The organism is Zongyangia hominis (genome assembly GCF_014385095.1).
Lineage (GTDB): Bacteria > Bacillota > Clostridia > Oscillospirales > Ruminococcaceae > Zongyangia > Zongyangia hominis.
On sequence record NZ_JACRTC010000001.1, the window covers coordinates 619,705 to 642,080 of the forward strand.

At 55.1% G+C, this 22,376-nt stretch carries 22 protein-coding genes and 1 tRNA gene; 11 read left to right on the forward strand and 12 right to left on the reverse strand.

Annotation, left to right across the window (positions count from 1 at the left end; translation table 11 throughout):
• Positions 1-10: 10 nt before the first annotated feature.
• Positions 11-844 carry a PHP domain-containing protein gene (locus tag H8709_RS02735; protein ID WP_262396834.1) on the reverse strand — a complete coding sequence of 278 codons (834 nt, stop codon included), beginning with the start codon at positions 842-844 and terminating at the stop codon, positions 11-13.
• A 206-nt stretch (positions 845-1,050) separates the two neighbouring features.
• Positions 1,051-1,126 (reverse strand) — tRNA-Gly (locus H8709_RS02740).
• A 145-nt stretch (positions 1,127-1,271) separates the two neighbouring features.
• Here H8709_RS02740 and H8709_RS02745 point away from each other — a divergent pair.
• The 3 genes from H8709_RS02745 to H8709_RS02755 are packed head-to-tail and all read left to right on the forward strand — an operon-like array spanning position 1,272 to position 3,512.
• Positions 1,272-2,276, forward strand: a complete 1,005-nt coding sequence (locus H8709_RS02745; RefSeq protein WP_262396835.1) for a DnaD domain protein — start codon at positions 1,272-1,274, stop codon at positions 2,274-2,276.
• A 16-nt stretch (positions 2,277-2,292) separates the two neighbouring features.
• A complete protein-coding gene (locus tag H8709_RS02750; protein ID WP_262396836.1) occupies positions 2,293-3,279 on the forward strand; it encodes an ATP-binding protein in 987 nt (328 codons plus the stop codon).
• 5 nt (positions 3,280-3,284) lie between these two features.
• Positions 3,285-3,512 carry a hypothetical protein gene (locus H8709_RS02755; protein WP_262396837.1) on the forward strand — a complete coding sequence of 76 codons (228 nt, stop codon included), beginning with the start codon at positions 3,285-3,287 and terminating at the stop codon, positions 3,510-3,512.
• Positions 3,513-3,594: 82 nt separating this feature from the next.
• On the opposite strand, the gene prfB is transcribed toward H8709_RS02755, so the two are convergent.
• Positions 3,595-4,710 carry a peptide chain release factor 2 gene (gene prfB / locus H8709_RS02760; RefSeq protein WP_262396988.1) on the reverse strand — a complete coding sequence of 372 codons (1,116 nt, stop codon included), beginning with the start codon at positions 4,708-4,710 and terminating at the stop codon, positions 3,595-3,597.
• A gap of 295 nt (positions 4,711-5,005) precedes the next feature.
• On the opposite strand from prfB, the gene H8709_RS02765 reads away from it, so the two are divergent.
• The 5 genes from H8709_RS02765 to rpsR all read left to right on the forward strand — a co-directional run bounded on the left by H8709_RS02765 (position 5,006) and on the right by rpsR (position 8,108).
• Positions 5,006-5,968 carry an RING finger protein gene (locus H8709_RS02765; RefSeq protein ID WP_262396838.1) on the forward strand — a complete coding sequence of 321 codons (963 nt, stop codon included), beginning with the start codon at positions 5,006-5,008 and terminating at the stop codon, positions 5,966-5,968.
• 118 nt (positions 5,969-6,086) lie between these two features.
• A complete protein-coding gene (gene galU, locus H8709_RS02770; protein WP_262396839.1) occupies positions 6,087-6,956 on the forward strand; it encodes a UTP--glucose-1-phosphate uridylyltransferase GalU in 870 nt (289 codons plus the stop codon).
• A 119-nt stretch (positions 6,957-7,075) separates the two neighbouring features.
• Complete coding sequence (rpsF, locus tag H8709_RS02775) at positions 7,076-7,369, forward strand: 30S ribosomal protein S6 (RefSeq protein ID WP_262396840.1); 294 nt, start codon at positions 7,076-7,078, stop codon at positions 7,367-7,369.
• A gap of 14 nt (positions 7,370-7,383) precedes the next feature.
• On the forward strand, positions 7,384-7,827 hold the full coding sequence (locus tag H8709_RS02780; protein WP_262396841.1) for a single-stranded DNA-binding protein: 444 nt from the start codon (positions 7,384-7,386) through the stop codon (positions 7,825-7,827).
• A 38-nt stretch (positions 7,828-7,865) separates the two neighbouring features.
• The gene (gene rpsR, locus H8709_RS02785) at positions 7,866-8,108 is read left to right on the forward strand and encodes a 30S ribosomal protein S18 (protein WP_262396842.1); all 243 of its coding nucleotides are present in this window, start codon (positions 7,866-7,868) and stop codon (positions 8,106-8,108) included.
• Between the two features lie 148 nt (positions 8,109-8,256).
• Here rpsR and H8709_RS02790 read toward each other — a convergent pair whose 3' ends face one another.
• The 6 genes from H8709_RS02790 to H8709_RS02815 all read right to left on the reverse strand — a co-directional run bounded on the left by H8709_RS02790 (position 8,257) and on the right by H8709_RS02815 (position 16,002).
• The gene (locus H8709_RS02790; RefSeq protein ID WP_262396989.1) at positions 8,257-8,886 is read right to left on the reverse strand and encodes a TrkA C-terminal domain-containing protein; all 630 of its coding nucleotides are present in this window, start codon (positions 8,884-8,886) and stop codon (positions 8,257-8,259) included.
• 39 nt (positions 8,887-8,925) lie between these two features.
• On the reverse strand, positions 8,926-10,623 hold the full coding sequence (locus H8709_RS02795) for a PASTA domain-containing protein (RefSeq protein ID WP_262396843.1): 1,698 nt from the start codon (positions 10,621-10,623) through the stop codon (positions 8,926-8,928).
• A 360-nt stretch (positions 10,624-10,983) separates the two neighbouring features.
• Positions 10,984-11,733, reverse strand: coding sequence for a YebC/PmpR family DNA-binding transcriptional regulator (locus H8709_RS02800; RefSeq protein WP_262396844.1), 750 nt, complete (start codon positions 11,731-11,733; stop codon positions 10,984-10,986).
• A gap of 275 nt (positions 11,734-12,008) precedes the next feature.
• Positions 12,009-12,758, reverse strand: coding sequence for an alpha/beta fold hydrolase (locus H8709_RS02805; RefSeq protein WP_262396845.1), 750 nt, complete (start codon positions 12,756-12,758; stop codon positions 12,009-12,011).
• A 164-nt stretch (positions 12,759-12,922) separates the two neighbouring features.
• Positions 12,923-14,449 carry a DEAD/DEAH box helicase gene (locus H8709_RS02810; RefSeq protein WP_316248740.1) on the reverse strand — a complete coding sequence of 509 codons (1,527 nt, stop codon included), beginning with the start codon at positions 14,447-14,449 and terminating at the stop codon, positions 12,923-12,925.
• A 290-nt stretch (positions 14,450-14,739) separates the two neighbouring features.
• Positions 14,740-16,002, reverse strand: a complete 1,263-nt coding sequence (locus H8709_RS02815) for a glycosyltransferase family 2 protein (protein ID WP_262396846.1) — start codon at positions 16,000-16,002, stop codon at positions 14,740-14,742.
• A 734-nt stretch (positions 16,003-16,736) separates the two neighbouring features.
• On the opposite strand from H8709_RS02815, the gene H8709_RS02820 reads away from it, so the two are divergent.
• From H8709_RS02820 to H8709_RS02830, 3 genes are read left to right on the forward strand one after another with little or no spacing between them, the layout of a single operon-like run.
• Positions 16,737-17,483 (forward strand): methionine ABC transporter ATP-binding protein, encoded by a 747-nt coding sequence (locus H8709_RS02820; RefSeq protein ID WP_262396847.1) that lies wholly within the window; start codon positions 16,737-16,739, stop codon positions 17,481-17,483.
• Positions 17,484-17,503: 20 nt separating this feature from the next.
• On the forward strand, positions 17,504-18,142 hold the full coding sequence (locus H8709_RS02825; RefSeq protein WP_262396990.1) for a methionine ABC transporter permease: 639 nt from the start codon (positions 17,504-17,506) through the stop codon (positions 18,140-18,142).
• A 19-nt stretch (positions 18,143-18,161) separates the two neighbouring features.
• Complete coding sequence (locus H8709_RS02830; RefSeq protein WP_262396848.1) at positions 18,162-18,998, forward strand: MetQ/NlpA family ABC transporter substrate-binding protein; 837 nt, start codon at positions 18,162-18,164, stop codon at positions 18,996-18,998.
• A 237-nt stretch (positions 18,999-19,235) separates the two neighbouring features.
• On the opposite strand, the gene H8709_RS02835 is transcribed toward H8709_RS02830, so the two are convergent.
• From H8709_RS02835 to H8709_RS02845, 3 genes are all read right to left on the reverse strand, one after another.
• Entirely contained in the window at positions 19,236-19,595 is a 360-nt protein-coding gene (locus H8709_RS02835; protein ID WP_262396849.1) for a VOC family protein, read from the reverse strand.
• A gap of 265 nt (positions 19,596-19,860) precedes the next feature.
• Positions 19,861-20,067 carry a heavy-metal-associated domain-containing protein gene (locus H8709_RS02840; RefSeq protein ID WP_262396850.1) on the reverse strand — a complete coding sequence of 69 codons (207 nt, stop codon included), beginning with the start codon at positions 20,065-20,067 and terminating at the stop codon, positions 19,861-19,863.
• A gap of 5 nt (positions 20,068-20,072) precedes the next feature.
• Positions 20,073-22,310 carry a heavy metal translocating P-type ATPase gene (locus H8709_RS02845; RefSeq protein WP_262396851.1) on the reverse strand — a complete coding sequence of 746 codons (2,238 nt, stop codon included), beginning with the start codon at positions 22,308-22,310 and terminating at the stop codon, positions 20,073-20,075.
• Positions 22,311-22,376 lie beyond the last annotated feature (66 nt).

The window sequence follows — 22,376 nt, forward strand, 5'->3', positions numbered from 1 at the left end:
TCCGTCCTTTTTATTTATTCTCTCCAAAGGCGAAGAGCCGTTCCAACGACTCCTGAGAAGTGACACAGGTACCTAAGGGATTGGGCCGGGAATTGTACATGCCGTGAAAATCAGTGCCCCCGGTGGTAATGAGGTGGTATTGCTCCGCCACCTCCATAATACGCTCGTAATCCCCCGGTTTATTCTTCGGATGGCTTGCCTCCACCCCGTCAATGAGCCCCTTTTCGGCCAGCTCGTCGAGCAGGTCGAAGCTATCGTACACCCTCGGATGGGCCAGCACCGCGCATCCACCCGACTGGTGGATGAGGTCCAGCGTTTCAAAAACGTCGGGATATTCCACCTTCTCATAGCACAGCCCGTGCTTTGAGTTAAAAAGCTCGTCGTAGAGCGGCCCATAGATACCGTCACAGTATCCTAAATCAAACAGGGCGTTCATGATGTGCTGTTTGTAAATGCTTTTGCTGGGGGCGTAGTATTTGGCGATGTGGTCCATGGTGACGGGAAAGTAACGCATGACTTTTTCCACCATCTTTTGACCCGCCTTGGTGCGGCTGGCAATCACCTTGCCCAGCATCCCTTCCAGCCGGTCCGGCTTTTGCGGGAGGTAGCAGAGCATGTGCACCTTCTTTCCCCGGGCGTTGTCCACGCAGGACATCTCCACCCCGGGGATCACGCCGATGCCCACCCGTTTGCCGATCACCGCCGCCCGGGTGGTGCCCGCCAGCGTGTCGTGGTCCGTCACAGCGATGAAGTCCAGCCCCATCCGTTTTGCATAAAAAAGCAGACTTTCCAGCCCCATGGAGCTATCCGAAAGTTTGCTGTGGCAGTGTAAGTCGCCGATCATTGCTCTTCATCCTTCCCAAATGCCACGCGGCTTTGCCTCGTGGTATGGCCTACCTTTCTGCAAGATGTCCTTCCCCCGCTGTCAAATTAAAAACATACGAACAGAGTTATTATACACCATTTCTGGTTTTTCGCGCAACCGATCCCGCCTCAATCCGTTATAAAACACAAAAAGCGCCGTGAATCACGGCGCTTTTTGTTGAAAAATGGAGCGGGTTACGAGGCTCGAACTCGCTACCTCCACCTTGGCAAGGTGGCGCTCTACCAGATGAGCTAAACCCGCACCCCTTCGTGCTCAATTATTATAGCAATTATCTTTTTTTCTGTCAACCCTCATTTTACCAAAATTTTTTCCGGCTCTCTTCCCCACCAAAATTTGATTTATGCTATAATAAATACCTACCCTGAAAAAAGTGAGGAAAGACTCCATGAAACTCTCTGTCAATTTGGGCGCCTGGAACAGCGTCTTCGCCGTTCCCAGCTTCATTGTAGATAAACATCTGGGGCTGTGCGGCCCGGTGGCGCTCAAGACCCTGCTCATCATCCTGCGCCATGGCGGTGAGTGTGTCGATACCGGCGAAATTGCCGCCGCCCTCGGCCAGACCGATGCCGACATCCAGGAAGCCGTCCACTACTGGGTGGAGGTCGGCGTCCTCAGCCGGGACGACACCGCCCTCTATCCCGCCGCGCAAAAGCCCGCGTCCGCGGCACCGTCCGAGCTTACCTCCATAGAAATTCCGGACAAGGTAATAAAGCCGGTGTCCTCCAACGTGTCGGTGATCACCTCCGCCCAGGTCAAGCCCTCGGCCGCCGAGGCCGCCAAACGGGCCTGTGAAAACCCGGAGATACAGTTTCTCCTCTCGGAGTCGCAAAACCGGCTGGGGCGGCTGCTTACCCCGTCGGATACCTCAACGCTTTGCTACCTCTACGATTGGGCGGGACTGCCGGTGGACATCATCCTCATGGTGCTGGAATTTTGCCGCCGGGTGGGCAAGCCTCATATGCGCTTCATCGAGAAGGAGGCCATTCGCTGGGCCGACCGGGGCATCGACACCCACGAAAAGGCCGACCAGTACATGAATGAACAAACCGCCTACTACGAAATCGAAGGCCAGGTCAAATCCGCCTTCGGCATCTATAACCGCAACCTTTCGGCCAAGGAAAAGGAGTACATCGCCCGCTGGACCAATGAATACCACTTTGACATCCGCATGATTAAGCTGGCCTACGAACGGGCGGTGGACCGCACCTCCAAGCTCTCTTTCCCCTACATCAATTCCATCCTCAAGTCCTGGCACGAAAAGGGGTTCACCGACCCCGCCCAGGCGGCAGGAGAGACCGGTCCCGCACCCAGCGGCGGAAAGAGCACCTCCTTTGACCTGGAGGAATTTGAGCGCAGCGTGGCCACCAGCGTTCCCAAATTAGACAAGTAACGGGAGGCGGTAACCTATGGGATACCCCAAGGAAATTCATAAAAAAGCGTTTGACGAGCTGGAAGCCCGCCGCCGTCGGGCCAATGAAACGGCTCAGCGCCACCGGCAGGAGGTCTTGCAAAAGGCGCCGGAGGTGGCCGTCATCGACCGGCAGCTTTCCGCCACAGCCCTGTCGGTAGCCCGGGCTGTGTTGGATGAAAACGAGCACATCGAGGAATTGATCAAAGGGCTGCGGCTTAAAAATCTGGACCTTCAGAAGCGCCGGGCCGCCCTACTCACCCAGGCGGGTTTTCCCGCCGACTATACCGACATTCACTATACCTGCAGCCGCTGTCAGGACCGGGGTTATGTGGGCAGTCGGATGTGCGAGTGTCTCCATTCTCTCCAGCGGCAATTGGCCCATGCCGCTTTATGCGAGCAGAGCGCCATGACCGGCTGCAAATTTTCCACCTTCCAGCTGCAATTTTATCCCGACGAGATCGATTCCCGTCTGCGGGTCAATCTCCGCCGGCACATGGAGGAGGTTCTTGTCTACTGTCAAAACTACGCCAGCGGTTTTTCTCTCTCCTCCCCCTCGGTTTTGATGCAGGGGAAAACAGGGCTGGGCAAGACCCACCTCTCCCTGGCCATCGCCTCCGACGTGCTGGAAAAAGGCTTTGGCGTCATCTATATGAGCGCCCAGAATCTTCTCAGCAAGATCGAGCGGGAGCGGTTTTCCCGGGAGCAAAACGGGGATTTCGACACCTTTTCCATGATCTGTGACGCCGACCTCCTCATCCTCGACGACCTGGGGGCGGAGTTTTCCACACAGTTCACCGTCTCCGCCATCTATAACATCATCAATTCCCGCATCCTCAGCGGAAAACCCACCATCATCAACACCAACTTGACACTTTCAGAGCTCAAAGACCGGTACACCGAGCGGGTCATCTCAAGGCTGATGGGCACCTATGACGTGCTCAGTTTTTATGGTATCGACATCCGGCAACTAAAAAGGAGATGAGCCCCATGAAATTGTCTTTTCCCAAACGCAACCGCACCTTCCACATTCTCTATCTCAGCATCCTGTTCGCCGATATCCTCCTGCTTACTCTCTTTGCCCTTCGTCTACATAACGGCCCCACCCTTTGGGACGTCTTGACGCTGTGTTTTGCCGGCGTCTCCTTCCTGGGCGCCCTGGCCGGCGAAACGGTCCTTCTCTGGGAGCGGCGGGAAATCAAAAACAGCGCAGAATAACAGACGGGGACATGACCGGCGCGGTCATGTCCCCGTTTTGCGCAGAAAGGGCCGGGAGAAATCTTCTCCCGGCCCTTTGCGTTTAGTCGATTTGTCCAAGGCTTTTGGCCTTGAGGTAGGCGTTGATGAAACCGTCCAGGTCGCCGTCCATGACAGCGCCGATGTTGCCCGACTCGAAGTTCGTGCGGTGGTCCTTTGCCAGGGTGTAGGGCATGAACACATAGGAGCGGATCTGAGAGCCCCAGCCGATCTGCATCTGTTCGCCCTTAATATCCTCAATGCGTTCCAAATGGGCCTGCTCCTTGATCTGGATGAGCTTGGAAACGAGCATCTTCATGGCCACCTCCCGGTTCTGGTGCTGGCTGCGCTCATTCTGGCAGGCCACCACAATGCCGGTGGGCAGATGGGTGATACGGATGGCCGATTCGGTCTTGTTGACGTGCTGCCCTCCCGCGCCCGAGCTGCGGTAGGTGTCCACCTTGATATCCTCGTCCCGGATTTCTACCTGGGCGTCCTCGCCGATTTCCGGCATGACTTCCAAGGACGCGAAGGAGGTGTGCCGCCGTCCCGACGCGTCGAAGGGGGAAACCCGCACCAGGCGGTGGACGCCGTTTTCCGAGCGCAGGAAGCCGTAGGCGTTGAGACCCTCAATGAGGATGGAAGCGCTCTTAATGCCCGCCTCGTCCCCGTCGAGATAGTCGAGGATTTTGTATTTAAACCCATGGCGCTCGGCCCAGCGGGTGTACATCCGGTAGAGCATCTGGGCCCAGTCCTGGGCCTCGGTGCCGCCTGCGCCCGCGTGGAAGGTGAGGATGGCGTTTTTGTCGTCGTACTCCCCCGAGAGGAGGGTGGTCAGTTTTTGGCTTTCCACATTGCTGGAAAGCTTATCAAATTCCGCTTTGGCCTCGTCATAAAGGGATTCGTCCTCTTCCTCGTTGGCAATTTCAATCATCGTCATGATATCATCATAGCCGGTGCAGAGGGCTTCATACCCCTCCACCGCGCTCTTGACCACCTTGGTACGCTGCATCACCTTTTGGGAACGCTCCGCGTCGTTCCAGAAATAAGGGTCCTGGGCCTGCTCTTCCAGATCATTAAGCTCCGTTTTTTTCCCGTCGTAATCGATGGCCTCTTTCAGGTTGTCGATTTCGGGGCGCAGGTCAGTCAGGGCCTGTTTGAGTTCTTCAAATTGCAACAGCATGTCGCGTATTCCTTTCCCTATTCTTTCCCCTCTGCGGCGGGCCGTGCGCCCGCATCGGTACCAGGGGGCAGACTGTTTTTATTATAGAGGATGTGACAAAAAATGTAAAGCCCGCCCTCCTCCGGAGTTTGGGAAGAAAATTCCAAAAAGATGCGGGCGGCCTTGGTTTTTTGTGGAAGATCGTTTATAATAAGAATGACTCTATTGGTGATGAAATGTTCATATCTTTCCTGTAAAATGGGAGAACAGCGGTTTCGCCGCTGCGCTCAAACCGATAAAGGAGGCCGACATTTTGGCAAATTTCACGGGCATTGAATGTCCTGTCTGCAAAGAAAAATTCCAGATGGCCGACGACGTGGTGGTCTGCCCCATCTGCGGCACCCCTCACCACCGGGAGTGCTACCAAAAGATAGGCCGCTGCGCCTTTGAGGAAAACCACGGCGACGGCTACCAGTGGGAGCGTCCTTATGCCGCCGACCAAGGTTCCGCTTCCCAGGCGGGGGCGGAGGAATCGGGAGAGACCGTCCCGTGTCCCCAATGCGGCACGGTAAACCCCAAAGACGCGCTCTTTTGCGTCAAGTGCGGCTACAACCTCCACGCCCAGGAGCAGCAGCAAAACGCCGCCAATTATGCCGGCATGTACCAGGCGGTTTCCCCGTTGGGCGGCGTTCATCCCGACGCGGATATCGACGGCGTTCCAGCCGCAGAGGTAGCCGCCTATGTGCGGGAAAACTCCCACTTTTACCTGCCCCGCTTCAAGGCCCTGGCCGACAAGACCCGCTCGGTCTGCTGGAGCTGGTCGGCGTGCCTGTTTCACTTTGTCTATTTCTTTTACCGGAAGATGTACCTGCTGGGCGCCCTGTTGATGGCCGTCTACTGCGCTTGCCTTGCCCCTTCCTTTATCATCGCCGGGCAGTATGTGCAGTATATGTATACAGCCGCCGCCGACGCCACTACCCTCTTCTCTTTGGACCCCACCTCCAGTCTTTCCATCTGGTTTAACGTCTCTCGGATTGTGGCCTTCGGGCTGAGCATCCTGCTGGGCATGTTCGGCACCCGTATCTATAAGTTTTGTGCCATCCGCCGGATCAAAAAAGTCAAAGAGCTGGCCAAAAAATCGGGTCACGCCGACGTCAAGGGCTTGCTTTCCCAGGTGGGCGGCGTCAGCCGTGTGATCCTTGTCATCGTGCTGGGGCTTTTCTTCCTCAGCTACATGGGCACATCCTTCTTTATGGCGCTCAATATGTTCGGATAATGTCCGACAAAAAATAAGCGGATGTTTTACCACATCCGCGCAAGTCGGCGGGCCGCGCGCCGTAAAATCGCGGATGCCGCAAATGTGTTTTGTAGGCATTGCGGCACAGGAGGTTTCTATGAAAATCAGGAAAGCAGTCATTCCGGCGGCTGGACTTGGCACACGGGTTCTCCCCGCCAGCAAATCCATTCCCAAAGAGATGCTGCCCATCGTGGACAAGCCCGCCATCCAGTATATCGTGGAAGAGGCGGTCAAGTCGGGCATCGAGGAAATTCTCATCATCACCAGCCGCGGCAAGTCCACCATGGAGGACCACTTTGACCGCTCGCCGGAACTCGAGCAAAAGCTCAGGAGCGCCGGACGGGAGGAAGTCTGCCAGCAGATGATCGATATCGCCAATATGGCGGAGATTCGCTATCTGCGTCAAAAGGAGACCAAGGGGCTGGGCCACGCGGTCTACTGCGCCAAGTCCTTTGTGGGGGACGAGCCCTTTGCCGTGCTCTACGGCGACGACGTCATCATCGGCGAGGATCCGGCCTGCGGGCAGCTCTGCCGGGCCTATGAGGAATACGGCATGGGCGTCGTGGGCATCAAGGAAGTGGCCACCGAACTGCTGCACAAATACTGCACGCTGAAGACCTCCCCTCTCCATGACAATCTCTACAAGGTCACCGACATGATCGAAAAGCCGAAACCCGAGCAGATCATGTCCAATTTCGCCATCTTAGGCCGTTGTATCCTGCCACCCTCCATCTTCGACATTCTGGAAAACACAAAACCCGGCGCCGGCAACGAGATCCAGCTTACCGACGCCATGCGGGTGCTCTCCAACCGGGAGAGCATGGTGGGCGTAGCCTACACCGGCACCCGCTACGACATGGGCAACAAGCTGGGGATCCTTCAGGCCTCGGTGGAAGTGGGTCTCGCCCACCCCGAAATTGGCGGGGAGTTCCGGGAGTATCTGAAAAATCTGGCAAAAACCTTGTAAACGATCCTTGACAAAAGGGCGTTTCATGGTATAATTTTAATGTTACCGTCGTTTTGATGGGACAATCCTTGCCCTGTCCACTGTGATAGGGCCACAAGTCCAAAAGGAGGTGTTTTTGAATGGCAAACGTCAAATATGAGACCGTCATGGTACTGAACACAAAATTAGGTGATGAGGGCATCAAAGCCCTGGTTGAGAAGTTCTCCAACCTGATCGCGGAAAACGGTACAATCGACTCTGTGGAAGAGTGGGGCAAGCGCAGACTTGCTTACGAGATCAACGACGAGATCGAGGGTTATTACTACCTGATCAATTTCTCTTCCGAGCCCCAGTTCCCTGCTGAGCTGGACCGTGTTTACAAAATCACAGATGGTGTCCTTCGTACATTGATTGTCAACAAAGAGGACAAATAAGGAGTGCGTGAGTTATGCTGAATAAAGCGATCCTTGTTGGAAGAATTACCGCCGATCCTGAACTGCGTCACACCCCCAGCAACATTGCTGTGACCTCTTTCACCGTTGCGGTGAACCGTCCATACAGCAAAAATGCGGAACGTCAGACCGATTTCATCGATATTGTTGCTTGGAGAAGCACAGCAGAATTTGTCTGCCGCTATTTCCATAAAGGCAATGCGATTGCCATCGACGGCAGGATTCAGGTATCCAATTACACCGACAAAGAGGGCAACAAACGCCGCCGCTTTGAGGTGCTCGCCGACAATGTCAGCTTTGTGGAAGGCAAAAATGCCTCCGCAGCTTCTGCCGCTCCCAGTGAGTCCGCTCAGCCGCAGGCCGGTGCGCCGGTCGCGTTTGAAAGCGGCAACATGGATGATTTTGAAGAGATTGATCTCGGAGACGATCTTCCGTTCTAATTTTGTGATCCAACCTATTTTAAAGGAGGTTATGTACCGTGGAAAGAAACGACAGACCCAACCGCGGCAGAAAAGGCCGCAAGAAAGTTTGCGAATTCTGTGTCAATAAAGTGGAGCAGATCGATTATAAAGACGTTCCCAGACTGAGAAGATACCTGTCTGAGAGAGCGAAAATCGTTCCCCGCAGAGTAACCGGCACCTGCGCGCGCCATCAGCGTCAGCTGACCGTCGCCATCAAACGTGCCCGTCACCTGGCTCTTCTCCCCTATATCAGCGACTAAGTTTGCTACAACTAAACGGACGATTGGCCTTGCGCCAACCGTCCGTTTTTTGTTGTCCTGTGTTACGCTGTTTTAAACTGCAGTCCGTCCGCCAAAGCCAGGCATGCCCCGCTAAAAAACGCCGGCCATCCAATGGCCGGCGTTTTTCTCATTGTGTCTTTTCGGGGAGGAACAGCTTTTTGACCCGCTCGTAGCTCTCCTTTTCCCCGATGAAATAGATGATGTCGTTTTGATGAAAGACCGCATAGGGCCCTGGGGACAAAATGATGTCCACGCCCCGCTTGATAGCGATGATGGTAGCGCCCGTATTCTGCCAGAACATGAGATCGGAACTGGTCTTCCCCACGTGGCTCATCCCCTCGGTGATGTGAAAGCGAAAAGGAGTAAAGGGGTTCACCTCATCATAGCGCTCGGTGATGTTTAAAAGCTCCTCCACATTGTCCAGCAGTTCCTCCTGCATGGCTTTCTGGGTTTTGGACCACTGGTAGATACTGCGCCGGATGTCCCCGATGGTCTGGATTTTCTGATACTGCTCGATAAACGCGATGGTGTTTTCTAGGGATAGGATTTCGATGCCGCTGCCCTGGGTCGCGCTGAGCACCCCCACGTCCTGCAAAATGCAGACCGCCTTGCGGATGGTTTCCGGCGAGACGCCATAGTGGCTGGCTAGCGTCGTCCTTCCCGAGATGCGCTGTCCCACGGCGTATTTCCCATCGGCGATGCTGTTGGCAATATCAATAGCGATGCGCTGGTACGCAGGCACCACAATCTTTTTCACACTTCCCAAATGTAGACACTCCTATTGTTTTAATGGGGATTAGTCCGCTTTCCACCAGGGTTTTGTGTAGGGGCTGTCGCCGCCCCCGGAAGAGTCCGTTGAACCGCCCGAGGACTCATATCCCTCGGCCTTGACAAAGATCATAACGGTGTCCTTGTCCTTGCTCAACTCTGTGCCCACTTCCTTGTCGGTACGGGCCACTTTGCCCTCTTCCAGGCTATCGTCATAGACCGGAACAATTTCGTATTTAATGCCAAGGTCCGTCATGGTGCGCTCGGCAAGCTCCTGGGTATAGCCGACGATATTGGGCATCTTCACCATCTCCGAGCCCTTGCTCACCGTGATGGTGATGGTCCCCTTCTCCCCCAGCACGGTCTCCCCTTTGTTGGGGTTCTGGGCGAAGATGACGCCGGTGGGGAAATCCTCGCTGTACGCTTCCTTGATGTCTAGGTTAAAGTGGTCGGTGACCTCTTTGTCCAGCTTGACAGTCTCGATAAAAGAGCCCACCAGGTTCGGGACAGTCAGCGGTTCGCTCTCCCCCGTTCCCGAAGTGTCGCCCGACAGGGAGTTGCTGGAACTCTCTCCCGGCTTTTTTATGGATTCGTAAACACGCCAGAAGATGGTCCCCGCGATGCCCAGCAGGATAAGGCCGGTTACCAGCATGGTGATAATCGTATATTTCCGATTGCGTTTTTTGATCTCTTTCTTTTCCACCTTTTCAGAGACAACAGGCTCTTTTTTGACATAGGTGGTCGTATCGTAAACACAGGTGTCCGACATGCTGTTTTTGCCCATCAGCTTGCCGGAAAAGCTCTCCACTGTCTGCAAACGGCTATCGGTGTCATACACCATGGCCTCCGCAAGGGCGTCCGAGATGTGGGACGGGATGTCAAAATCCACATCCATGGCCGACGGCAGGCGGGACATCTTCTCCCGGTCGGTGGAAAGGGGGGGAATAATGCCGGTGATCGCCCGGTATATCACCGCCGCGACGGCATAGATGTCCGTCCAGGTCCCCTGCCAGCCGTTGAGGGAATACTGTTCCGGGGCGCTGTACCCCTTGTAGAGCTGGGCGCCCAGCTCGCTGCCCTCGGTCCGCGCCGAAGGAGTGCAGAAGGCGGAAATCCACAGATTGCCGGAGGGGTCGATCAGAATATTCTCCGGCGAGAGCCCTCGGTGGATGATGCCCAGTTCATGGACGGCGGAGAGGGTATTGAGCAGCGTCATCATGGATTGGCTGATTTGTTCCCATTTGACCTTGCCGCCCGCACGGGTAATGAGTTCATCCAAGGTGATGGTCTTGATGCGCTGATAGACGGCGTAGGCCGTGTTATTCTGACCGAACAGGTCGAGCAGTGGAACGATGCACTCCATGCCATGGAGCTTTTTGATGCCCTTGTTGAGGTCGATAAAGTCCATCATCAGGGCCTTGTACTGAGCCTCTCTGCCGGTGGTGACCACGACGATGCCGTCGTCTAAGTTGCGCTTGCAGAGGTTGGCCGGCAGGTATTCCCGGATCATCACCGTCGTATCGGCGTCGTTGTCATGTCCTACATATGTAAAACCCTCAGAATTGGAGCTCTGTACCTCCTGGATAATATAGCGGTCCTTGAGCAGGAAACCGCTCACCAGGGGGGAAAGACGCTCATTGGAGGTATATCCGCATTCACTGCAATGCCCGGACTCATCCAGGATATTCTGGCAGTTCGGACACAGGGTCAGTTGGCTATTTTTCATACCGCTCATCACTCCCGATTGAAAATAACGATAGTACACGTTTGGTTGGGACCGCTCTTATGGTCCCCATCTATTTCTCCACGAATTATCAGTGCATTTCACCGTCTCATTTTGTTCATCTACAAGTCTGTTTTTTTAAACAGACCTATTTAGTTATATCATACCTTTTTTTTACCACTCTTGCAAGTTGCCAGAGAAATTCTGCGATATTTTTTCACATCTTGTTCTTAGTTTCTTCTTTCTTTTCCTGATGCAGCCGAGTTTATCTGCAAGCACCGGGTTCCGCTCTTTCATTTCGGAGGATATTTTATAAAAGAAACGCCCGGAAGGCCATCCTTCCGGGCGTCATTGGATAAAAAACTATTCCTCTTCCAGCTCGTCTTCATTTTCCCAGTTGTGCCAAACGTTCTGCACATCGTCGTTATCGTCTAAATGCTCCAAAAGCCGCTGCATTTTGACCATCAGTTCCGGGTCGTCGATGCGGGTATAGGTGGAGGGGATCATCTCCACTTCGGCGGAGATAAAGGAGTAACCCTTCTTTTCCAGCGCCTCTCTGACGTCCCGCAGTTCTCCCGGATCGGCAAAGATTTCCACTGTGTCATCCTCAAAACTAAAGTCCACGGCTCCCGCATCAAAGCAGTCCTCCATGACCTTTTCCTCATCCAGCTTGTTGTCCTCATTGTCGATGACAATGACGCCCTTTTGGGCGAACATAAAGGAAACACAGCCGTTTTGGCCCAAGTTTCCACCGAATTTATCAAAATAGTGGCGCAGATCACCAGCCGTACGGTTGCGGTTATCGGTGAGCGCTTCCACGATCACCGCCACGCCACAAGGACCATAACCCTCGTAGACGATGTCGATATAATCGTTTTTCTCGCCGCCGCCCGCCGCTTTTTTGATGATTCTGTCGATATTGTCGTTGGGGACGTTATTGGACTTGGCTTTTGCAATCAAATCGCGCAGCTTGCCGTTGCTTTCGGGGTCAGGGCCCGCCTCTCTGACAGCCACGCTGATCTCTCTGCCGATTTTGGTAAAGATTTTGGCCCGCTGGCTATCGGTTTTTTCCTTTTTTCTCTTGATGTTGCTCCACTTGGAATGTCCTGACATTGGTTCCTCGTCCTTTCAAAAAAGCATTACAAAATATTTTATCATATCCCGGCGGTCATTGCAATGGTTTTCCGCTTCCTTTACGCTCCATTGGAGACAAAGGAAGCATTCGCCTAGCAGTGAGAAGGCCAGCCCCATAATACCATCCCGGTGCCTGCCGTCTTTCCCACATGCATCCGGCGTCCCAGAATGGTGCACGAGAGCCTCCCCCTTCGCGCTAGTTCCACCCTTTTTGCGCTAAAATAGCCGCTTTCTAGCGGCTATTTTTCTCTCATTTACCGGACGGTGTGGAAAAAACGCTGTACAATTTCCAAATAGGCTTCCGGGTCCTTCATGCTCAAACCATGGCGGGCCTTTTCTACGATTTTGAGCATGCTGTCCACCTTGGCACTGGAAAGCAAGCGGCAGGATTCCTGCATATCCGCCCGCTCCTTGGACCCGCACAGTACCAGCGCTTTGGCCGTGCAGTTTTTATAAGTGGGAGGGATGGCAAAGGTCAGGCTGGACTGATAGACATTCTCCAGGCTTTCCACTTTCATGCCGTTAACATTCTGGTAAAAGTCCTCGGCGTTCTCCTTGGCTACCTGATATTGGCTCGACTGAATCTTGGCAAACCACCTTTGCTGCAAAAGAGGGTAACAAGTGTGCATCATCTTGATGCTCCTGGAAGCCCTTTTTTCGCTACTGGCAATATTGACGCTTTCCAATACCACACATTTGCACAAGTGGGGGCGCTCCGAAAGCGCTTGCACCGCGATCTGCCCTCCCAGACAGAAGCCGCAGATGCCAAACACCTGGCCATCCTGCTCCTTATCAATATATCTAATGAGCTTTTTCGCGCTGTCTTCTATGGATACAAAAGGTGTCTCCACATCCTCACCGTGGCCGTCGATGGTAACCGCCACCAGGTCATAGTTCCCCCGCAGGATCTCTATATGGGGCATCCATTCCCAGCTGGACAGACCGCCGCCGTGAAGCAGGAGGAGGACCGGTTTTCCTCTTTTGTCTATCTCTTCAAAAAGCATGTTATTCTCCCTACATGGTAAAATAGCGATCTTACTTTTATTAGCATAATATGTAGGCGAAAAAAAGTCAACACGAGGGAGAAAAAAGTAAAAAAACCGCAAGAAATGCGGCTTTTTTCTCTGCAAAATTATTATGATGACGGCAGTTTCCCCGCCAAATCTCCCTATTTGGAGAAAATATCCCCCCAGGGATTGGGACGGGTGATGACCCCTTCCGCAAAGTTCTTGGGCAGGCGTATAGAACGGCTTCCACCGTTTCTGCCGCCGCGTCCCCGATCCTGACTGGACCGGTTCCGTTGTGCGTTTGCTGCTTTGGGCGCATGAGCGGCATCATTCTGCCGCTTATTTTGATGCGGCGCCTGGGATGCCGGCTCCTTAACGCTCTGCTGAGACGGCCGTGCCGCCTTGACGGGGTTATTCTGTCTGGGAGCCGCCGGTCTTTGCGCGGGGCGTCTCCCCTCCTGGGCGCTTTTCCCTTTCCCGTCCGGCTGTTGTCTCCCCTGCTGATGGGACGGTCTCCGCTGGCCCCGTTCCTGATTGGGAGCCACCTCAAAGACCTGCATGGGATAGGGATGATCCTCTACCACCGGCACCGGTTTGCCGATGAGCTTTTCGATATCGCTCAGATATGCCTTTTCCTCATAGTCACAAAAAGAGATGGCCGTGCCGCTGAGCCCCGCGCGGCCGGTGCGTCCGATGCGATGGACATAGGTCTCGGGGATGTTGGGCAAATCGTAGTTAAACACGTGGGAGAGTTCCTCCACGTCGATGCCACGTGCGGCGATATCGGTGGCCACCAGCACCCGGATTTTCCCGCTTTTAAAGTTTTGCAGCGCCTGCTGCCTGGCGTTCTGGGACTTATTGCCGTGGATGGCCTGGGCATTAATTTTGTCCCGGCCTAGTTCCCGGACCACACGGTCCGCGCCGTGCTTGGTACGGGTAAAGACCAACGCCGACGTGACCTTGTCATCCCGAAGCAAGTGGGTCAATAAGCGGCGCTTGTTGGCCTTATCCACAAAATACACCGACTGGTCAATGAGCTCCACCGTGGTAGCTTGGGGTGTCACTTCCACCCGGATGGGGTTAGTCAGCAGCGAGGAAACAAGCTCCTGAATCTCTCTGGGCATGGTGGCCGAGAAAAACAGGGTTTGCTTCTTTTGCGGAAGCTTGGCCACGATCTTTTTGACATCGTTGACAAAGCCCATGTCCAGCATCCGGTCGGCTTCGTCCAGCACAAAGATTTCCACCGCGTCCAAACGAATGTGTCCCTGGTTCATTAGATCCCACAGCCTACCCGGCGTGGCCACCAGAATGTCCACTCCGCGGCGCAGGGCCTCCACCTGGGGCACCTGGGAAACGCCGCCGAAAATCACCGCGCTGCGCAGGCGCAGATGACGGCCGTAACCGCAAAAGTTTTCGTAGATTTGCAACGCCAACTCCCGGGTGGGAGTCAGTACCAGCGCACGGATAGGGCGTCTGCCCTGCTCCTTGGCATGTGGGGCGAGGCGTTGGAGAATGGGAAGCGCAAAGGCGGCCGTCTTTCCTGTACCGGTCTGGGCGCATCCCAGGATGTCCCGGCCTTCCAGCGCGCCGGGGATCGCTTTTTCCTGGATGGGGGATGGTGTTTCGTATCCTTCCTGTTCTACCGCCCGAAGTAGCGGCGTAATGAGATGCAGTTGTTCAAATTTCATGCTTATATTTACCTAATCTTTCCAGACAGACGTCTGCCCACCGCAGCTCTCATCCTGCGGCGTCTTGTCTTCGGGAGCCGAATCCCGATCTGATATTAACCGAGTTTTTGGTAAGTCCTTCCTGCCACCGGCCCTTCATTTTCATGGGCAGTACGAGCGAGGTGCGGCAGAACGAAAACTCTGATGTAAGTTTAGTATATCACACTTTGAACAAAAAATAAACCTCAGCATTAGTCACGATCACAAGAAGTAAAAAAAGAGCACGCCTAAACGGCGTACTCTTTTTATCTTCAAGACTGAAAGTCCTCGATGGTTTTGACGACGGTATGCTCGATGGGCTTCCAGGTGATCTTCTGGAAGAGGGCGCAGACCGCGATGGGGATATAGGTCATCATAAACAGCGGGAAAGTAAAGAGATAGAAAATCTTTTTCCCCGTGGGGCAATGAATTTCCTTCCATTCGGTGAGGGTGGTGAGCGTCCCCATGACAAAGGCCAGCAGATAGACGTTGAGACAGGACCCGGCGATGGCAAGGAGGGTGGCCGGGATGATCTGGGGCGCCACACGCAGATTAAAGATGCCCACGATACAGAAAATGCCGTTAAATAAAAGGCTCGCGAAGGTGACGAACATGGCTGGAGATACATTCATGATCATGTCGTAGCAGGAGAAGCTGCGCTTTTTCACCGCCTGCTTGACTAGGGCACCGCCGTAATGTCCGAAGACCTGGTAGCTGCCCTTGGCCCAGCGCAGGCGCTGGTTCCAGGACTGCTTGAAGGCGATGGGCTGCTCGTCGTAGAGCTTGGCCGTGGCGCAGTAGCCAATTTTTTCGCCCTGCAGCACGCTGTCTACGGTAAACTCGATGTCCTCGGTGAGCAGATAGTGCTTCCAGCCGCCATTTCTCTCCACGATGTCCCGGTGGATGAGGAATCCGGTGCCCGAAATGGCGCAGCTGGTGTGCAGGCGCATCCGGACGTGGTTGAGGAATTTGGCCTCTCTGAGAAACCACAGGGAATATCCGGCGGAAATCCAGTTGGAATCGTAGTTTTTGGAGTTGCGGTAGCTGGTCACCACCCGGTAGCCGCTGTCAAAGACCTTGTTCATCTCCCGGATGTAGTTTTCATCCAGGAGGTTGTCCGCGTCAAAGACAAAGAAGCCGTCGTATTTTTCTAAAACGCCGTCCTGTTTCATCTCGTTAAACAGATCGTGGAGGGCATAGCCCTTCCCCACCAGGCGCTGATTAAATCGCTCGAAGACTTTTGCCCCGGCCCGGCGCACCACTTGGGCCGTATCGTCGGTGCAGTTGTCGGCCACCACATACAGGTCGATGAGCTCCTGGGGATAATTCTGCTTCCGGATGCTTTCGATGAGCCCCGGCAGCACCGAGCGCTCATTGCGCGCGGGGATGAGGACGGCATAACGATGCTCCTCCTTGGCCTCATACTTCTTGGGGCGCAAAAACAGACTGAGCACCGCATAAACCATTTGATAGGAATAGCAGGCTGTGAAGATGACGCAGATGGTCAGGTTGACGCCTTGAATGATGGAAAGCATGCCGTTTTCCTCTTTTCCTCATGCGGAAAGCATCCCTTCCGCCTGTTATTTTCGTTTTTGCTAATCCCATCATAGAGGAAATAGGGGGCGAAAACAATAAACATTCTCTTACTTAATCTTACGGAAGTCTTAACTTTACATGAAGAAAGTCTTCAATTTTTTTCCTATATCCGACACCATTTTTTGTGCCTCCCAGGAGGGCGCGGAAACCGCCCAAAATTTCCTCGCAAAATTTCTGTTGACGAAAGGGAGAAAATAGGGTAGAATGATGGCAATAACCACAAAGGCTGTGAAGAGAAGAGTAGGCAAAAGAACCCTCACAGAGAGTCCGGTAGGCTGAGAACGGGCAGGAAGATTGTTTTGCTGAACATGGTCTCGGAGCTGCGCACCGACGCATCATTGCCAGGCTGCGACGCATTCGCCCGTTAAAGCGAGATGGTATAAGCGGATTTTTTCGCCGTACCTGATGAGGCTGCCGGATGTGAGTCCGACGGCAAACAGAGGTGGTAACACGAAGCGATGGCTCTCGTCCTCGGATGCATAATCCGGCGGCGGGAGCTTTTTTGTATTGTGCCCTGGGGTGCCCGAAAGCGGAGCTCCTTCGGCGCCCCGTTCTTCCGGCGGTCGGGAAAACTGGGGCGAAAGAACCCTTACCCGCTCCGATGAAGAACCATTCCCAACACATATCCAACCGAAAATCTTGCCCATGTAGCAGAAAGTGGACGGTGAAAAATATGATCGAAATTACTGGTCTCACCAAAGTCTTTGGCGCCGACGGCAGCATCCGGGCGCTGGACAACATCAATCTTTCCATCGCCGACCGGGACATCTTCGGCGTCATCGGTATGAGCGGTGCGGGAAAAAGCACATTACTGCGCTGCATCGCTCTCCTAGAGCAGCCCACCGCCGGCACCATCTCCATCGACGGGCAGCCGGTCCAGGGGCTCAAGAACGCGGCGCTCATCAAGATGCGCCGGGAAATCGGTGTCATCTTCCAAGGCTACAACCTGCTCATGCAGCGCACGGTCATCAAAAACGTTATGTTCCCACTGGAGATCGGACGAATGCCCAAGGAGGCGGCTCTAAAGCGCGCTATGGAACTTTTAGAGCTGGTGGGCCTCTCCGACAAGGCCCAGGCCTATCCCTCCCAGCTCTCCGGCGGGCAGAAACAGCGGGTGGCCATCGCCCGGGCCCTGGCGGTCAAGCCCAAGCTCCTACTCTGCGACGAGCCGACCTCCGCCCTCGACTCCCTGACCACCCGCTCCATCCTGGACCTACTCAAGGAGATCAATAAAGAGCTGGGAGTCACCATCCTCATCATCACCCACGAGATCGGGGTGGTGCGGGCCATCTGCAACCGAGTGGCCGTCATCGATAACAGCAATCTTATTGAAATGGGCGAAACCAGCGAAGTGTTGGAGCATCCCAAGAGCGACATCACCCGTCTTCTCTTGGGCCAGACGCAAGGAGGTGACCGGTAGTGACTACGAAGATTATTTTCATGCTGCTCGAAGGCATCGGAGGCACCTTATATATGACCCTTCTCTCCACCCTCTTTGCCTATCTCATCGGCCTGCCTCTGGGCATCCTCACCGTCATTACCGGCAGAAACGGCATCAAACCCTGCCGCAAGCTCAACATGGTCTTGGGCTGGATTGTCAATATCGGCCGCTCCATCCCCTTCATCATCCTGATTGTGGCCCTGATTCCCTTTACGAAGTTCGTCATCGGCCGGACCATCGGCCCCACCGCGGCCATCGTGCCGCTGGTCATCGCCGCCGCGCCCTTTATCGCCCGACTGGTAGAGCAGTCCTTGGAGGAACTGGATTCCGGCATTGTGGAGGCCGCCAAAACCATGGGCGCTTCCAACTGGCAAATTATCTATAAGGTGCTTCTCCCCGAGGCCATCCCCTCCCTCATCCGGGGCGGTTCCATCACCACCATCACCCTCATCGGCTACTCGGCCATGGCCGGCTGCGTGGGCGCGGGAGGACTGGGCGACATCGCCATCCGCTACGGCTACCACCGCTATCAAAGCGACATCATGATTATCACGATCATTTTGCTTGTCATCATCGTCCAGGTCATTCAGTGCATCTTTAACCTGGCCGCCAACAAAATCGACAAACGAAACCGATAAAGAAAGAGAGGAACTACCTATGAAAGCAACCAAGAAAATTTTAGCAGGTCTCTTGGCTCTGGTCCTTGTTTTTGCCCTCGCCTCCTGCGGAGCAAAGGAGGAATCCTCCTCCGCCTCCGGCGGAGAAAGCCTCAAGGTGCTCAAGGTGGGCGCCAATCCCTCCCCCCACGCTGAAATTTTAGAAAATATCAAGCCTCTGCTGGCCGAAAAGGGAATTGACCTGCAGATCGTGGAATTTACCGACTATGTCATGCCCAACACGGCGCTGGACCAGGGGGACTTGGACGCCAACTACTTCCAGCACGGCCCCTATCTGGAAAAGTTTAACGCCGAAAAGGGGACCCAGCTTTCTGTGGCCGCCAACATTCACTATGAGCTGATGGGCATTTACAGCGAAAAGCTCACCGATCTTGGGGCGCTCAAGGACGGCGCCGAGGTGGCTGTTCCCAACGACCCGACCAATGAGACCCGGGCGCTCCTTCTCCTGGAGGCGAGCGGCCTGATCAAGCTGGAGGACGGCGCGGATGTGACCGCCACCGTCAACGATATCGCCGAGAACCCTCACAATTTCAAATTTACCGAAATCGAGGCGGCTCAGGTGCCCCGCACCCTGGGCGATGTGGACATCGCCGTCATCAACGGTAACTACGCGCTAGAAGCGGGCCTCATCGACAAAGTCCTGGTCACCGAGGAAGACAGCACCGAGGCCGCCCAGAAATATGTCAACATTCTCGCGGTCCACACCGGCGACGAGAACCGGGAGGACATCAAACTCCTGGCCGACGCCCTGCGCTCTGAAGAGTCCAAGAAGTTTATTGAGGAAAAATACGGCTCCATCGTCAAGGTTGCCTTTTAAAAACCAGGTGCATAAAAATAGCCGCAAAGCGGCTATTTTTTTTGCGCATTGAGGGCGGAGCGCTTAACGCGAATGCCCTGCGCATTGACTTTTATTTTTTGGTGTCACAAGTCTGCGCGTCATAGGCACGCTCCGCAAATCCGCATAAAATGACCATTTTCCCACGTATCCGCCGGCATAACCAGAACAGCGCGGTTTTGTAGAGCGGGGCGGCGATGGGAACTGGGCTTTTAGCCCTTACTTCCAAGGCATGATGGGAGGGAGTATACAAAACGGATGGCCCGCGGGATCAATCATGACCCGCCAACGATCATCGAATTGGATTTCCGACAGGGTTGCCCCACACGCTAGGGCATGCTGGACACCTATTTCCACATCTAAAACATGAAAATCTAAATGGGCCATTTGTTGTTGCTCCTCTTTTGTCGCAGGCCAAACGGGCGGGACATAGTCATCCACCTGTTGAATGGTAATCCAAGTGGGTATCCCTTCTTGTTCTAGATTGACCAGGACTGTATATTCCTCGCCTTTGAATCGGGTCCAGCCCAACAATTTTTCGTAAAATGCAGACAGCTCGTCCGCTTTATCGGAATCCAACACAACATTCCATCCTGCAAGATGAAGCGCCATCGTATCATACCTCGCTTCTAATGAGTTCAAATTGTCTGCCTTAGGCGTTTGAGAGCAAAAGGATAACTATTTCCATTCTAAGAGCAGCGAGCAGAATTGTCAACCGGCCCCTTTCATGTCATTATTTTATCCTGAGGAACAATTGATTTCTATTGGGGCACAGCAGAAAACGTACACACTCAAAAAAAACGCAGCCGCATGACGCGGCTGCGTTTTTTAAGCTCTTTGCGACTTAGGACATGACGGCCACGTCGTAGCCCAGCGCTTCGATTTCGTTTTTAAGAACGCGCTGGTCCAAGCTGTCGCCGGACACCACCACGGTCTTGGCGTCGAGGTGGACTTCCACCTCCCGGACTCCCTGGAGCTTTTTGAGACCTTCTTCAATTCTGCGGGAGCAGGCGCTGCAGCTCATACCGTCCACAATAAATCTTTCTTTCATTTTCTTCATCCTTTCTGATTGTCTACCCTTTGAAAACGCGAGAGACGCAGGGAATTGAGCACCACCGACACCGAGGAGAGCGCCATGGCCGCTCCGGCGAACACCGGAGAGAGCAGAGGCCCCCCAAACGCGTAGAGCACGCCCGCCGCGATGGGAATGCCGATGGTGTTATAAATAAAGGCCCAGAACAGATTCTCTCTGATAATCCGCAGGGTCTTGCGGGAGAGGGACAGGGCGTCCACCACCGAGGTCAGCTCCTCCCGCATGAGAATGATGCCGGAGGACTCGGCGGAAACGTCGGTGCCGCCGAAGACGGAGATGCCCACATCGGCGGCGGCAAGAGCGGGGGCGTCGTTGATGCCGTCGCCGGTCATGGCCACCCGCCTACCCTGTTCTTTAAGGCGCTGGACCTCCCCGGCCTTGTCCCCGGGCAGGACGTTGGCCAGTATCCGGCTGAGTCCCGCCTGCTTGGCGATGAGACCGGCCGCCTTGGCGTTGTCCCCGGTGATCATGGCCGTCTCCACCCCCATCTCCTTTAGGAGGCTCACCGCGTGGGCCGCGTCCTCCTTAATGGTGTCGGAGAGGGCTACCGCGCCCAGCACCTCTTTGTCCCGGGCCAGATAGATGGCCGTGCAGCCGTCTGGTATTTCCGGAAGGGACTCTTCCCTAATCTCGATTTGCCGGCCCGCCAGCAACTTGAGCGTCCCCGCCGTGATGGTCATGTCCTCATATTCGGCGATGATGCCCCGGCCCGCTACCGTCTTGGTGTTCCTGGGCGGATGCACCTGGATTTCATGCTCTGCCGCGTACCGGGCGACGGCCTCCGCGATGGGGTGCTGGGAGCCGTATTCGGCCCAGACCGTCAGACGCATGACCTCCTCTTCCCTCACCCCCGCCATCGGGAGGATGGAATGGATGGCCAGCTCCCCCTTCGTGATGGTGCCGGTTTTGTCAAAGAGCACCGTGTCCACCTTGGCGGCGGCCTCCATCACGTCGCCGCCCCGGTAGAGGATGCCCAAAGATGCCCCCCGGCCCGACCCGGCCATGACAGCGATGGGGGTCGCCAGTCCCAGGGAGCAGGGGCAGGCCACCACCAATACAGAAACAAAGACATTGATAATAAAGTGGAGGTCCTCTCCAACCAGCCACCAGATGACGGCGCTGACAACGGCGATGACGATGACCGCCGGCACAAAGATGCCGGAAATCTGGTCGGCGAGGCGGGCCGCAGGGGCCTTGCGGTTCTGGGCCTCGGTGACGAGCTTGAGCACCTGGGAGATGGCGGTGTCCCCGCCCACGCCGGTGGCTCTCAGGACCAGATGTCCGTCTTTGCAGATGGTGCCGCCTGACACCTTGGATTCCGGCTCCTTGAAGACGGGGAGGCTCTCCCCGGTGAGCATGGATTCATCCACCGCCGCTTCCCCCGAGAGCACCACGGCGTCCACTGGGATGCGGCCGCCGGGCTTGACCACCACCTTGTCCCCCACCTGGACTTCCCCGGCGGGGACCTCCACTTCCCCCTCCTCCCGGATGACCACGGCGGTCTGAGGAATCATGGAGACCAGGGATTTGATGGCGGAACGGGCCTGGTTTTTGCTGCGCTCCTCGAGGAATTTGCCCAGCAGCACCAAAGCCACCACCACGGCCGCCGACTCAAAATAGAGGTTGTGCACCGCGTGGGCGTCCCCCTCGTAAATGCGCCAGAGGTAGTAAAGGCTGTATAGAAAGGCGCTCCCCGTACCGATGGCCACCAGGGAATCCATGTTGGGGTGAAGCCGCACAAGATTCTTGGCGCCGTTTATAAAGAAGCTGCGCCCCGCGATCAAAATGGGCAAGGTGAAGATAAGTTGGATGAGGCCGAAGTTAAACGGGTGTTCTGCCGCGTCAATGATGGAGGGCAGCCAAAGTGGGAACGGCAGCATGTGGGACATGCCGATATAGAGGGTAAAAAGCCCCAGAATGAGCGCCACGGCAATTTCCCAGGAGCGAAACCGGCTCTTCTCGGCGCCCAGCCCGGTTTCCTCGTCGGTGAGGATGGTGGCGCCGAAGCCCACTTTCTCGATAGCCCGGACGATCTCGCTGTCTTTGAGTTCCCCCCGCATCCGCACCGTGGCCGTGTTGGTGGCCAGGTTCACCGTGGCCTCGATGACGCCCGGCACCCGGCGGATGGCCTTTTCACTGGATACTGCGCAGGCGGCGCAGGTCATGCCCGTCACCTGCAGCCGAATCTTCTTTTCGTCCATAGCACCCTTCCTTTCGGAAAATTTCCAGCGCGATTGCGCTGATCTTCTCACTTTAGTGTGCGCATC